The organism is Planctomycetota bacterium (assembly GCA_016235865.1).
GTDB lineage: Bacteria > Planctomycetota > MHYJ01 > JACQXL01 > JACQXL01 > JACRIK01.
In genome coordinates this window covers 80,893-93,472 of sequence record JACRIK010000033.1, presented here as the reverse complement: position 1 = coordinate 93,472, position 12,580 = coordinate 80,893, and the positions used below count along the sequence as shown (strand labels likewise).

Sequence of the window (12,580 nt, the reverse complement as noted above, 5' to 3'; positions counted from 1 at the left end):
GGTTACTTATTCTCTTCCTTATCCGTGTCTTTACTGTCCTTGCCCGGCTTGCCCTTTGCCGCTTTATTCTTTGCCGCTTTATCTTTTGCCGCCTTATCCTTAACCGCCTGGTCTTCCTTGGCGGCCTGCATCGCCAGCGCGAAGTCAAAATCCAGCGCCTCGCCTTCAATAACCAGTTTGCTCAGCGGCAGCCTGACCTGCTCCGGTTTATAGGTATCCCGGTTCTTGTCCGGTACCGGTTTCGCCTCTATATTCTCCGGTATATTCTTGATCTCATCCGGTATCCGGGCAATCGAAATATTCTTGAATAAAACGCATATGGAGGACGCATCCTTATCATTGCGGAATTTCATGGTATTATGCACAAATCCCGGAATGTCCTTATTCTGTATGGCCACCGTCAGGTTAAACGGAATAAGAACACCGTAAGTGAACGAGGCTGCTTTGGACTGGTTGATATCCGGGAATTCCAACTTTTCGCACTTCACCACATTGGATTCCATTATTGAGTTAAACAACGCCTTCTGTATCCAGAACTGCTTCTGGAGCTTCTTAAGATTATCCGCGGTGGGCTCCCCGAATCCCAGGTCTTTTCCTTCCTCCGCCTTATTCTCTTCACCAGATTCCTCCTCTGAAGCGCCGTATAACTTCTTTGCCTTAAGCTGCCTTATCGTAACATCCTTTTCTGAAAGGTAGGTCGCCTTGAAATCGCCCACCGCCGGCATCTCATTCTTGTCAATCTTCAGCCCCGGGAACCATTTCTCAAGCGTCTTGTCGATTTCTATATAATAATTCCGGCAGCCGGCAATCTCGCTGTCCAGTTCCTTTTGCCGGGCTTCATATGCTTCCACCCACTTCTGGGAAGGCACTTCGCCCTTCTTGGCCATAATTTTTTCTATATCTTCCTTATAAACTTTCAATTGGTCTGCTTGCCCAGAAATCTGGCTGTAATAACTGATTACCCCAAAGTAAAAAACAACAATAGCGGCGATTACGGCTCCCGCTACTGCGAATACAAACAAATTCTTCTTCATTTCAAATCTCTTAGAGTCCCGCCTTGGCGGGGCATCATTCATTACTCATTTATTTTGCCACCGGAATCTGGAGATTCACCTGGAAACGGTAATACCTGGGCTCTTCGGAAACGCGCTCTGTTTCCTTTATTTCCTGGTCGGTTTTCAATTCGTTTACCGGATGGCTGCCAATCATATTCACCATGGAAGCTGACTCCGGTATATTAAACTCGGCTAACAGCGGCTTGACCAGTTGGTCTTTAATAAACGACTGGGAGCTGACCGGGTCAAATTCGCCGTCGGCCTTGCGCCGGGCCGTTAATCCGCAGATAATCTCCATATTGACAAACCCCCCTGCCGGGCTGACCGCCTTGTCATCCGGCTTGCCAATCCTGGACATCTTTACTTCCAATACCCATATCTTATTCTGTTCCTGTTCCTTGACGTATTTCCCATCAGCTTCGCTGCCCTTTTCGACATACCCCTTGGGCGGCGCGATATTGGGCTGGGCAAATACGCCCAACTTATTGAGATTGTTCAATATCTTTATCCAGATATCCCTCTGCCAGCCGACCGAAGTAAAATCAGTCAACTGCTTTATCTTATCGCCTTCCTCTTTTAGCTTTTTATAGTTCTTGCTTATTTTTTCGCTTTTATCAAGCACTTCCCTAATCTGCTCGTTGGCTTTAGTCAAGCGGTTCAGTTCACCTTGGGCTGAAAGATGCAGTAGCAACGGAATCAGGATAAGAACCGCCGCAATGGCCGCCACAAACGGCTTGCGGCGCAAAACGGCCCGGCGTTGCAGAACCTCAGGCGGCAGAAGGTTTATCTTGTTGACCGACTTATCCAGTCCCTGCAAGGCCAGTCCCGTCGCCACTCCCAAACCCTGCAACTTAAATGAGAACTCAGTTTTATTCACCTCGTCAGCCAGCTCCAGTTTGCCCAATCCGGACAATTTCACCGTGGCAATCTGGAGGCGCTGGGAAACGAATTCCTCGAAATAGATGGTCTTGGAAGCATTGCCCATCAGGATTATCTTGTCAAAATTGACCGAGCGGCCGCTGGCCAGGCTCTTATAGAATCCGATGGAACGGTGAATCTCGCTGGCCAGATCCTTGAGGATGTTTTGGGTGGCGGCAAATATCTTGCCCGCCTCGGGTGATTCCTTGGAGGTCGTGCTGACCTTCATCCGCTCGGCCTCTTCAAAGGGAATCTCCAGTTTCTGCTGGATGGCCTTGGTGATGTCGTTGCCGACAATCGGTATGTTCCGAATCCAGAATTTATTGCCCTCAACCAGAACCAGGTTGGTGTTATTGGTGCCGATGTCCAGGATGACGAAATTCTTTCCGGTCCCGAGCGCGGCGTAATCGGCCATGATATAATTGTAGAGCGCCACCGGCGCAAACTGGATGGCGTCCACCCGCAGGCCGCTGTTGGTCACCAGCCCCAGGAATTGCTCGATCAAGTCACGCTTGACCGCGAAGAAAACCACTTCTATCTCCTCGCCGGGCTGGTAAGCGCGCTCTATCTTCTGGTACGACCAGATAACTTCTTCAATATTAAACGGCAGGTGCTGCTGGGCCTCGTATTTGACTATTTCATGCAGGCGCTCGCCGCTGACCGACGGAAGATTGACGAACCGGTTAAAAACATTGTGGAAAGGCGGCGAAACCACGATGGCCTCGCCCCTCAGCTTATGACGGCTCCGGAAGGTATTAAAAGCCAGGCGGAAATCCTGCTCAAAGGTGGCCTCATCACGGCTGGGCGAAGGACCGTAGTCAATCACGTCAAAATCGGTTATCTCTACGCCGTCCTCGGACAATTCCAGCCGGACCGCCTTGAGAGACGACTTGCTGATATCAAATCCCCATGCGCTTTTCATAAGTATTATTTATACCTTGCCGTGAAATAATATCAAAGTTTTATCGCACGAAAATTTATATAATCTGTTTCTAACCGGGTCAAGCAAAAACTAACTTTTTATCAGCCCGGCTATATGTTTAATCAGTTGCCGGCACGCCTGCTGCACCGGCGGCTTCATGGTCACGCCGGCCGCCCGGTGATGGCCGCCGCCGCCCAGCGCCTTAACCAATCCATCCGCATCTATCGGACGGTCCGTCCGGATGCTCACCTTGATGGACAGCGGATTCTGCTCGGTTTCCTTGAACAGCAGAGCCACCTTGACGCCCTCGATGGCCCTGATGGTAGACAGATAGTTCTGGGAATCGGTCGGCGTGGCTCCGAATTTCCGGTACATCTGCCGGGTCAGCACGCTCCAGGCAATTCGGCCGTTAAACGCCAGCTTGGTTTGTCTCAGGCATTCAACAAACAATCTCATCTCGCCGATGGTCTTGTCCTCGTAAATCTTCCGGTAAATATCCCGAACCTTAACGCCTTTTTCTATCAGGTCGGCGGCTATCTGATGGCTCATCGGCGTGGTGGTCTCAAAACAGAAATGCCCGGTATCGGTATCCAGCGAAACATAGAGATTGGTGGCGATATCCTTGTCCATCTTTACGCCGCTCTGTTTAATCAGCAAATATATCATCTCGCCTACCGAAGAACTTTTCGCGTTAACCCAGTTAATGTCCCCGAAATCTCCGTTGGAGGGATGGTGGTCAATGTTAATCAGGAAGGGCTTGCTCTTTGCTGCCAGCATCCGGCGGACAGCCGGTTCCAGTTCCTCCAGCCGGCTTAAGCCCCCGGAATCAATGACAAAAGCAACCTCTATATCATCCGGTAACCTATCGCCTTTGCGATAGAACCTGACCTGCTTTACCCCGGGCATAAAGAATAATTCCCGGGAGATCGAACCGTAATTAATTACATGCGCTGATTTGCCCATCCGGGTAAGCATCCGGGCGATAGCCAGTTCCGAACCCAGGCAATCGCCGTCCGGCCGGGCATGCCCGGTAATCAGGAACCGCCGGTGCTTCTTTACCACGCCCAGAATCTTGCTTATAACAGTTTTATAATTATTCACTGATTCCCACTCCGCATTCTGCATTCCGCACTCCGAATTCCGCTCACCCAATCCGGTTTAATTCCGGTTATCTTAACCTTAACTATCTGGTTGGGCTTTATCTCTCCGCTTGGTTTGATACTGACTTTAATATACCTGTCAGTAAAACCTTCATTTGAATCTTCGGTCAGGACCTCAACCTCTTTATTGATAAAGAGTTGTTTATACTTTAAAGATAATTCGCTGGCAAGATTATTGAGAATATTAAAACGCTTTTTTATTATATCGGACTTGACATTATCCGTCATCCCAAAAGCCGCCGTACCCTGACGCGGACTGAACGGGAATATGTGTATCTTGCTGAAACCTACCTCCTTGCAGACCGCCAGGGTCTGCCGGAAATCATCATCGGTTTCGCTTGGGAATCCTACTATTATATCCGTGGTAATAGCCGGATTCGCTATCCGGCGCTTGAGCAGATTAATCCGCTTTATAAAATCCCCGGAAGTATAATGCCGCTTCATTAATTTAAGAATTCGGTCGCTCCCGCTCTGCAACGGGATATGCAGATGCGGACAAATAACGGGATTTTCGGCTATCAAATCAATCAGCTCATCGCTGACATCCTCTAACTCAATGGAACTCAGCCGAAGCCGCTTAAGTTCTTTAATCTTGAGCAATCTCTTTAGCAACCCCGTTAAATCATCATACTTGCCTAAGTTAATCCCGGTCAGAACTACTTCCTGATAACCCTTATTAACCAATTCCCTTATCTCCTTATCAACTGTATTTAGCGGCTTGGACCACATTTCCGAACGCAGGAACGGCACGATGCAATATGAACAGAAATTATTACACCCATCCTGAATCTTTACAAAAGCCCTGGTGCGCCTTTCGGCGCACACTGAATGACTAAAGGACTCAAGAACTAAAGAACTGTTCTTTAGTTTTTCAGTTCTGGAGTTTACCCCGCACCCTGATGCGGGGTTCTTAAGTTGCAAAACCATCTCCGGTATGCGTACTTTATCTTTATTACCAATCACCACATCATCTTTCCGTATCAACCGTTTAACCTCCTCCGGCTTGGCCTGGGCCAGGCATCCGGTAACAATCAGCCGGGAATTGGGATTCTGACGAATGAGCCGGCGGATAAGTTTGCGGGACTTGGCCTCAGCCGTGGCAGTCACAGCGCAGGTATTCAACACGCAGACATTCACCCAGCCCGTGCGTGCGGAGTCGCAACGAAGTCCCGATAATTTCGGGGCCAGGGCTGGGCCGTCCTTTATCTCCGCCATCTCCGCCTGATTGACCTTGCAACCTATACTAACACAATTAAGCATATACTCTAACCCCTAAAATATCTCTTATTAAAGTAGATTGCTTCGTCGTTCCGCTGGGACTCCTCGCAATGACAGTCATTGCGAGCCCGAAGGGACCGCATCCAGCGAACCCGTAGGGCGTGGCAATCTCTTATAACCACTTATTCTATCTATGTTTGGCGAACATTCCCATGACTTTGCCGTATGTCCCCGGAACATCCGTGGACGCCCCCGACCATCCGTGGACGCCCCCGAACATCCGTGGACGCCCCCGACCATCCGTGGACGCCCCCGAACCATCCGTGGACGCCCCCGAACCATCCGTGGACGCCCCCGAACCATCCGTGGACGTCCCCCGACCATCCGTGGATGTCCCCGAACCATCCGTGGACACTCCGGAAACTTTTGGGGAGTTAGCAGAACATCCCCCGATATTCCCGCCAGAGGGCAGGGTTAGTGCAATTCGGTGGCTACCTGCCTACCGGCAGGCAGGCCCACCGCCTGTTTAAGGGCGGTATCGCTTGCCCACCTCTGGAGGGCATCCCCCCGATTATAAAGTATGCTGTCCCCCAAACTCGGTCAAAGTCCTCCCGAAATAGAAATAAACGAGTTGAAACGATGCGTTACATCATCGTTACGCTCCCACCATCCCGTGGGGTCCCCCTCCCCAACAGCAAACCGTTCCCATTGACCGCCAATTGATAAGAATATTTCCTTGTAAACAGAGATTCTAAGACCAAGGGCGCCATTAAGCAACGCTCCAGCATTAGACCCGGGATAATCTGTTCGACCTAAATCTAAATTATTGAAGTCCTGATGCATTATCCCAAATCCTGCTTTAATGAACGGCTGAATACCATACAATTCCTCCTTAAAAAGATAGGTATGATTAATGTAATACTGCCTTTCGGTTAGCCGGTCTTTTATACCGTTAACTGTAGCATCATATTGCCCTTTAGAGAATGCAAATGACCACCCGTCATACATTTTACTATTAATAAATCCAATTTCATAATCTTCTTTTTGCCCTTCTCCATAGTTTATCTTTTGTGATGTCGCCGAATCATAGAATTTAAAAGAAGTGGTATCCCAACCTTTAGTATTAGTCGATGTGACTTTCAGAAATATTCCTTCTTTAGATGAAGAACTATCTAACCGACCGTCAATAGCCGCTGCCATATATGGAACTATTATAGTTGGTATACCACCCCCTACTAAAGTACTTGTGCAACCAGATAAGCTTAAACATAAAAACAAAGTGATAAAGAACTTCATATGCAAAATATTCTCTCTATTCGGGGAACACTCCACACTTAATTCCCTTTTCACCTATAACTACTATTCAGATATCGGCGCACCAACGGCCTGGGTCACAGAAGCCATATCTTGTTTGAGATGCTCCTTGCTCAGTCCGCCATCTATCATATCCCAGGGCAAGACCTCTGAAATGTCTCTCTTGCGAATGGCATAGAATTTCCCGATATCCATCGGGACTTCGCTCACGCTCCGCTGGCTAAATCCCTCCAGTTCTTTTTGGCTTTGTTCTATCGCCTTGAGCCATTTGGAGAATTCAAAGTGCTCGTCCCAGGCGTCAAACTTGCACCCCTGCTTAAAGGCATTGATAAGCAATCGGCCTAATCGCCGGTCACCGCGCGAGAAGATTGATTCAATAAAACTGCGTTCCGGCGGATGGAACTTGACCTTGATATGCCTGGACCTTAATTGGTCTCTGAGAAATGCCTGCTTTGCCCGCAGGGTTTCTATGCTGTCCATCCCGGCCCACTGGAACGGCGTGTGGGGCTTGGGCACAAATGGCGAAATCGTTACATTAATATTACCCGGTTGTTTATGGAATTCCCGGCCGATTTGCGATGCCTGCCGTATCATATTGGCAATGGCCTTGATATCGTCCATGGTCTCGCCGGGCAGTCCGACCATAAAATATAGTTTCACCAGCCGCCAGCCGTTTTTATATGCCGCCCGGACCGCTTCATAAAGGTCTTTGTCCTTGATGTCCTTGCTAATAATGGCGCGCAGTTTGTCGGTCCCGGCCTCGGGCGCCATGGTAAACCCTGATTTGCGCACCGCATTCAAGACCGCTGGTAAATTCATCAACCGCTCATCCACCCGCAGGGACGGCAGGGACAGCCCCACCCGCTTGCTCTTGAACCGGCTGGTCAGGCGCAGGATTAGTTCGTCTATATCCGGATGGTCGCCGCTGGACAGCGACAACAGGGAGATTTCATCATAGCCGGTGTTACGGTATATCCGCTCGGCCAGTTCCAGGAGTTTGAAGACCGAACGAAAGCGCAAAGGCGATTTAATCACGCTGGAGACGCAAAACCGGCAGGAATGCGGACAGCCCCGCATTATCTCCAGATTGATGCGGTTATGGATGGCGTCTCCGAACGGGACAATCGGCGCAATCGGATAAAACGCCTCATCCAGGTTTGCCACCGTGGCTTTGGGAATAACCGCAAACGGTGTTATGGCTTTTATGGTTTGGTCAGAATTGTATGTGACTTCATGCAATGCCGGCGCATATACAGACGGCACATTCTGCGCCAAACGCTTAATTGTCTCCGTGCGCCCGAGTTTTTCCGCCTTGCACTTCTTGAACTCATCTACTATCTTAACCAGTACCTCTTCGCCATCGCCGATTACGAATATATCAATGAAATCCGCCATCGGCTCAGGGTTGAATACAGACGGACCGCCGGCAATAACCAGCGGATGCGAGTCATCACGTTTAGTCCGCTCCAGAGGAATCCCGGCCAGGTCGAGCATATTCAGGACATTGGTATAGACCAGTTCATACTGGAGCGAGAGCGCGAAGATATCAAAATCCTTGACCGCCGTGTGGCTCTCCAATGTGAACAGCGGTATGCCTTTGGCCCGCATCATCTGCTCCATATCCAGTTGCGGTGCAAAGGCGCGCTCGGCCAGGGCATCGGTCCGGCTGTTAACCAGCCCGTAGAGCACCTGCAGGCCCCAGTGCGACATTCCGATTTGGTATTTATCCGGAAATGCCAGGGCTATCCTGACATCAACCGAATTGTGGTCCTTGGTTACGCTATTAAACTCCCCGCCGGTGTATTGGGATGGATTGGTAATCTGGAGAAGGATGGATTCAATTTGAGGCCAGAGATTGTTAGACATAATAAATAAGCGTAGAGCGTAGAGCGTAGAGCGTATAGTAACTCTATGCTACACGCCCTTTGCTCTATGCTTAGTAAAACATCCAGGTCAGCAGGAAATCCAATATCAATATTGAGACGAAGGAGATAACCACGGATTTCATGGTGGACTTGCCCACGCCGGCCGCGCCGTTCTCGGCATTCAGCCCCTGGACGCAGCCGACTATCGCGATGGTCAGCCCGAATATGAATGCCTTGAATAACCCGCTGTAAATATCAATCATCTCCAGGCTTTCCATGGCCCGGCGGAAATAAAACGGAAAACTAATCTCCAGTTTCAGTCTTCCAATCACTGCCCCGCCCAATATGCCGATGATATTGGTGTAAATGGTCAGAATCGGGCTGATGATGGCCAATGCAATAATCCGGGGCAGGGCCAGGTAATTAACCGGGTCAACAGACATGACCGACAGTGCATCCACTTCTTCGGAGACCTTCATGGTGCCCAGTTCCGCGGCAATGGTCGAGCCGATCAATCCGGCCAGGATATAGGCCGTCATGACCGGTCCCATCTCGCGGCACATGGTCACCGCCACCAGCGCGCCGATAGACGACTCCTGCCCGTAATCAGCCAGCTCCTTGCCGGACTGGAACGCCAGGACCATGCCGGTAAAGACGCCGACTATCATCACCACCGGGAACGAACCGAAGACGCCCCGCTCTACCTCGGCCAGGATGGCGGACTTCCGCTTGCCGATGTAACGGTATGACCTGGCCGTATCGCCCAGCAGGACCAGATGCCGGCCGATACTCGAGAAAAAGTCCTTGGCCATGCTGGTAAAAAGAATATTCATAATACTTAACACACTTATATGTCATTCCCGCGTAGGCGGGAATCCAGAACATCGTTGGAAAACCTAGATTCCCGTTTTTCCTACGGAACTCTCATTAATAAGAATCCCGTTAGGGGTCACGGGAATGACACAATGAGACTTACTTATATAAACCGTAGTTTCTAATATAACTCTCCACTGCCCTGGGGACAAGAGATTTTATCGGTTTTCCGGCCCTGATATTGGCCCTGATCCGGGTTGAGGAAATATTTATCCTCGGGCTTGACTGATATAACCGCTTCATTTCATCAATCACATCCTTCGGAAACGGCAATCCCTTGATTAGTTTGCCGGAATCAAACCCGGTCCGGGCTATGGTGATAAACCTGCACAGCCGGCTCAGTTCTTTTATCTTATACCAGCGCGACAGGTCAATCAGCGAATCAGCACCGATGACGAAATATAATTCCGTCCCGGCTTTGTATTTCCGCTTCAGCGCCTTAACGGTATCAATGGAAAATGTCCGTCCGCCCCTTTTTATATCCATATCCGAGGTCGCTAAGCCGGGCATTCCGGCAATAGCCAGTCGAGCCATCGCCAGCCGGTGTTTCGGATCAGCCAATCCCTGATAATTCTTGTGATACGGGATGTGGCAGGGAATAAAAAGAATTTTATCGGGCCTGAATTTACTCCGGAGTACCCGGGCCATGCGCAGATGTCCATTATGTATCGGGTTAAACGTCCCGCCGAATATGATTATCTTCTTCATCTTATAGCTGTCTACTGACAACTGTTTATTGTCTACTTACCACGTATATCCGCCTTAGTCGTAATCTTGATATTGGCTTCCGACCCGCGGACAATGCGTACCGGCAATCCCATTCTCTCCACCAGGGACGCGTCATCCGTCACATTAACTCCCCTGTCCTGATAGGCCCTGACCAACCAATCCCGCCTGAATCCCTGTGGCGTCTGCGCCGCCCATAATGATTCCCTCGGTGTTACGGTTTCTTTTATAATAAGGTTCTTTAGTTCTTTCGTCCTCTTTATAGTGTCTTTTACCGGCACAGCCAATATGGCCGCTCCGCTCCGGCGCACCTGGTTAATCAATCTTAGCACATCCCGGCGGCTGACAAAAGGACGGGCCGCGTCGTGCACCAGGACCATCCGGCTCTGGTTATCGGTCGCCATCAGGGCGTTAAATACCGAATCAACCCTGCGCGCCCCGCCGGCCACCGTTCTTACCTCCTTAAACCTCCTGATAATATTTTCCGTTATCTGGGTATCTCTGGGATTTACGGCAATAATGATCTCTTTTACAGCCGAGATACCCCTGAAGACATCAATACTATGACGCAGCACCGGTTTTCCTTTAAGCGTCAGATATGGCTTTCGGATTCCCATACCCATCCGCTTGCTCTCACCGGCGGCTACGATAATTACGGAAATATCTTTCATCCATCACTCCCCCTTGGGTTTACGGGTCATTAAGCTATACACCGCTTTAATAGGACTTTTGTTCTTAAACAAAATATTATACACTTCCTGTGTAATCGGCATTTCTACTTTATACTTCTTGACCAAATTAATTACGGCCTTGGTGGTCCAGACGCCTTCAGCCACCTGTTGCATTGACTTCAATATCTGTTTCAGGGTCTCGCCTTTACCGATACGCACACCGACCGCCCGGTTCCGGCCGTGCGGCGAGATACAGGTGGTAATCAAATCGCCGATGCCAGCCAGCCCGAAGAATGTCTTCTTGTTTCCGCCCAGCGCCTCGCCTAACCGGGAAATCTCGACCATGCCCCGGGTCAATAAAGCGGACTTGGCATTATCCCCCAAGCCCAGGCCGTCGCAGATACCGGCGGCAATGGCAATGATATTCTTAACCGCCGCGGCCGTCTCCACCCCGACCACGTCATCCTGGGTATAGACCCGGAAATACTCGTTGCTGAAGATGGCCTGCAAATCGCGGGCTAATTTCTTATTGCTTGATGCCACCACCACGCTGGCCGGTTTCTGGCGCGCCACCTCCTCGGCATGGCTCGGGCCGGACAGGACCGCAATCTTATCATTGGGATAATCCAGCACCTCTTTGATAATCTGGCTCGGACGTTTGAGGGTTGTCTGCTCTATGCCTTTGGCTACGGAAACAATTGGAATTCGGAATGCGGAGTGCGGAATGCGGAATTTTACATCCTTAAGCACTGAACGGCAGAATTGGGTCGGAACCGCCATGACAATCAATTCTGAATTATGAATTACGAGTTCTGAAGTAACAGTAATTGCTGGCGGGAGTTTGATACCGGGCAGAAACTTGGTGTTTTCCCGTTTCCGGTTTATATACTGCGCGTATTCCGGGAATTTGCTCCAGAGCGTGACCTGGTGCCCATTGTGATGCAGGACTAGAGCTAATGCCGTGCCCCAACCGCCATCGCCGAGTACAAGAATTCTCATAAATGTTACAAATAGTTACACGAGGTTACAATAATAGGTTACAAAGGGTTACTAAAAGCAACTTCCTGTAACCTCTTGTAACAGTCCGCAGGACGCTGTAACCTATTGTAACTTCTCCTCCGCTTTTCGCCCCCACAGGCGAACTTTCGGCTCCGTTCCCTTAATCAACCGCTTGATGTTGGGAATATGTTTGATAATAACTAATATGGCAACAATGATACAAACAATAAATAATCCATAATAATATTCCCATATACTCCTTATGGGATATTTACTTTGTGTTATCCATCCAAAACTTATTGGCAATGAGACCGCAGCCATAATTGACGCAACAGAAACATAACGAAATAACGAAAATAATACCAACCAAATAATAAATGAAACAATTGTTGCTTCAGGTGTAAGCGCTAAAAACACCCCAAGCGCTGTGGCCACTCCCTTGCCCCCTCTAAAACGGATATAAACAGGGAAAAGGTGTCCGATAATAAGGCTTAATCCTATTATTGCCCCGCTTGTCATTTCTATTACGGTGCAACCACCGAAATCACCATGGGTCACGACGATTTCCGCTCGCGGTGAACAAGTTAAGTTATAAATAACATACAGTGTAGGCAAAAACCCCTTGGCTGCATCTAACAAAAAGCAAAGTATGCCCCAAGGTAATCCAGCAATCCTTACAACATTAGTTGCCCCAATATTCCCGCTGCCGACAGTGCGAATGTCTATGCCTTTCCTGAGTTTGACAATGATATAACCGAAAGGAATTGAGCCAATCAGATACCCGACAACAGCGCAAATAATGTAATAGTAAATCATTCGTATTTAATCTGTGTCAATCTGTGCAAACTTGTAGTGAGCA

The 12,580-nt window shown here is 49.4% G+C and carries 11 protein-coding genes; all 11 read right to left on the bottom strand.

From position 1 onward, the window contains the following. Window positions 1-2 precede the first annotated feature (2 nt). The 11 genes from HZA49_10840 to plsY all read right to left on the bottom strand — a co-directional run bounded on the left by HZA49_10840 (window position 3) and on the right by plsY (window position 12,537). Window positions 3-1,034, bottom strand: a complete 1,032-nt coding sequence (locus HZA49_10840) for a hypothetical protein (GenBank protein MBI5779931.1) — start codon at window positions 1,032-1,034, stop codon at window positions 3-5. Between the two features lie 49 nt (window positions 1,035-1,083). Further along, window positions 1,084-2,895 carry a pilus assembly protein PilM gene (pilM, locus tag HZA49_10835; protein ID MBI5779930.1) on the bottom strand — a complete coding sequence of 604 codons (1,812 nt, stop codon included), beginning with the start codon at window positions 2,893-2,895 and terminating at the stop codon, window positions 1,084-1,086. A gap of 90 nt (window positions 2,896-2,985) precedes the next feature. Further along, a complete protein-coding gene (locus tag HZA49_10830) occupies window positions 2,986-4,020 on the bottom strand; it encodes a bifunctional oligoribonuclease/PAP phosphatase NrnA (GenBank protein ID MBI5779929.1) in 1,035 nt (344 codons plus the stop codon). Then, complete coding sequence (mtaB, locus tag HZA49_10825; protein MBI5779928.1) at window positions 3,993-5,315, bottom strand: tRNA (N(6)-L-threonylcarbamoyladenosine(37)-C(2))-methylthiotransferase MtaB; 1,323 nt, start codon at window positions 5,313-5,315, stop codon at window positions 3,993-3,995. The genes HZA49_10830 and mtaB overlap by 28 nt, the downstream gene beginning before the upstream one ends. A 558-nt stretch (window positions 5,316-5,873) precedes the next feature. Then, window positions 5,874-6,569, bottom strand: coding sequence for a hypothetical protein (locus HZA49_10820; GenBank protein MBI5779927.1), 696 nt, complete (start codon window positions 6,567-6,569; stop codon window positions 5,874-5,876). Between the two features lie 63 nt (window positions 6,570-6,632). Then, on the bottom strand, window positions 6,633-8,453 hold the full coding sequence (locus tag HZA49_10815; GenBank protein ID MBI5779926.1) for a TIGR03960 family B12-binding radical SAM protein: 1,821 nt from the start codon (window positions 8,451-8,453) through the stop codon (window positions 6,633-6,635). Between the two features lie 70 nt (window positions 8,454-8,523). Next, complete coding sequence (locus tag HZA49_10810) at window positions 8,524-9,285, bottom strand: ABC transporter permease (protein MBI5779925.1); 762 nt, start codon at window positions 9,283-9,285, stop codon at window positions 8,524-8,526. A gap of 139 nt (window positions 9,286-9,424) precedes the next feature. After that, on the bottom strand, window positions 9,425-10,033 hold the full coding sequence (nadD, locus tag HZA49_10805; protein ID MBI5779924.1) for a nicotinate (nicotinamide) nucleotide adenylyltransferase: 609 nt from the start codon (window positions 10,031-10,033) through the stop codon (window positions 9,425-9,427). A gap of 32 nt (window positions 10,034-10,065) precedes the next feature. Beyond that, window positions 10,066-10,722: a 2-C-methyl-D-erythritol 4-phosphate cytidylyltransferase gene (gene ispD, locus HZA49_10800; GenBank protein ID MBI5779923.1), complete on the bottom strand. Its 657-nt coding sequence runs from the start codon at window positions 10,720-10,722 to the stop codon at window positions 10,066-10,068. A 3-nt stretch (window positions 10,723-10,725) separates the two neighbouring features. Continuing rightward, on the bottom strand, window positions 10,726-11,721 hold the full coding sequence (locus tag HZA49_10795; protein MBI5779922.1) for an NAD(P)H-dependent glycerol-3-phosphate dehydrogenase: 996 nt from the start codon (window positions 11,719-11,721) through the stop codon (window positions 10,726-10,728). Window positions 11,722-11,823: 102 nt separating this feature from the next. Further along, a complete protein-coding gene (gene plsY / locus HZA49_10790; protein MBI5779921.1) occupies window positions 11,824-12,537 on the bottom strand; it encodes a glycerol-3-phosphate 1-O-acyltransferase PlsY in 714 nt (237 codons plus the stop codon). Window positions 12,538-12,580 lie beyond the last annotated feature (43 nt).

Coding starts and splice junctions, on each gene's coding strand:
- HZA49_10810 (MBI5779925.1), bottom strand. CDS start 9,285: ATGAATATTCTTTTTACCAGCATGGCCAAGGACTTTTTCTCGAGTATC.
- nadD (MBI5779924.1), bottom strand. CDS start 10,033: ATGAAGAAGATAATCATATTCGGCGGGACGTTTAACCCGATACATAAT.
- pilM (MBI5779930.1), bottom strand. CDS start 2,895: ATGAAAAGCGCATGGGGATTTGATATCAGCAAGTCGTCTCTCAAGGCG.
- ispD (MBI5779923.1), bottom strand. CDS start 10,722: ATGAAAGATATTTCCGTAATTATCGTAGCCGCCGGTGAGAGCAAGCGG.
- HZA49_10830 (MBI5779929.1), bottom strand. CDS start 4,020: ATGCAGAATGCGGAGTGGGAATCAGTGAATAATTATAAAACTGTTATA.
- HZA49_10815 (MBI5779926.1), bottom strand. CDS start 8,453: ATGTCTAACAATCTCTGGCCTCAAATTGAATCCATCCTTCTCCAGATT.
- mtaB (MBI5779928.1), bottom strand. CDS start 5,315: ATGCTTAATTGTGTTAGTATAGGTTGCAAGGTCAATCAGGCGGAGATG.
- HZA49_10820 (MBI5779927.1), bottom strand. CDS start 6,569: ATGAAGTTCTTTATCACTTTGTTTTTATGTTTAAGCTTATCTGGTTGC.
- HZA49_10840 (MBI5779931.1), bottom strand. CDS start 1,034: ATGAAGAAGAATTTGTTTGTATTCGCAGTAGCGGGAGCCGTAATCGCC.
- HZA49_10795 (MBI5779922.1), bottom strand. CDS start 11,721: ATGAGAATTCTTGTACTCGGCGATGGCGGTTGGGGCACGGCATTAGCT.
- plsY (MBI5779921.1), bottom strand. CDS start 12,537: ATGATTTACTATTACATTATTTGCGCTGTTGTCGGGTATCTGATTGGC.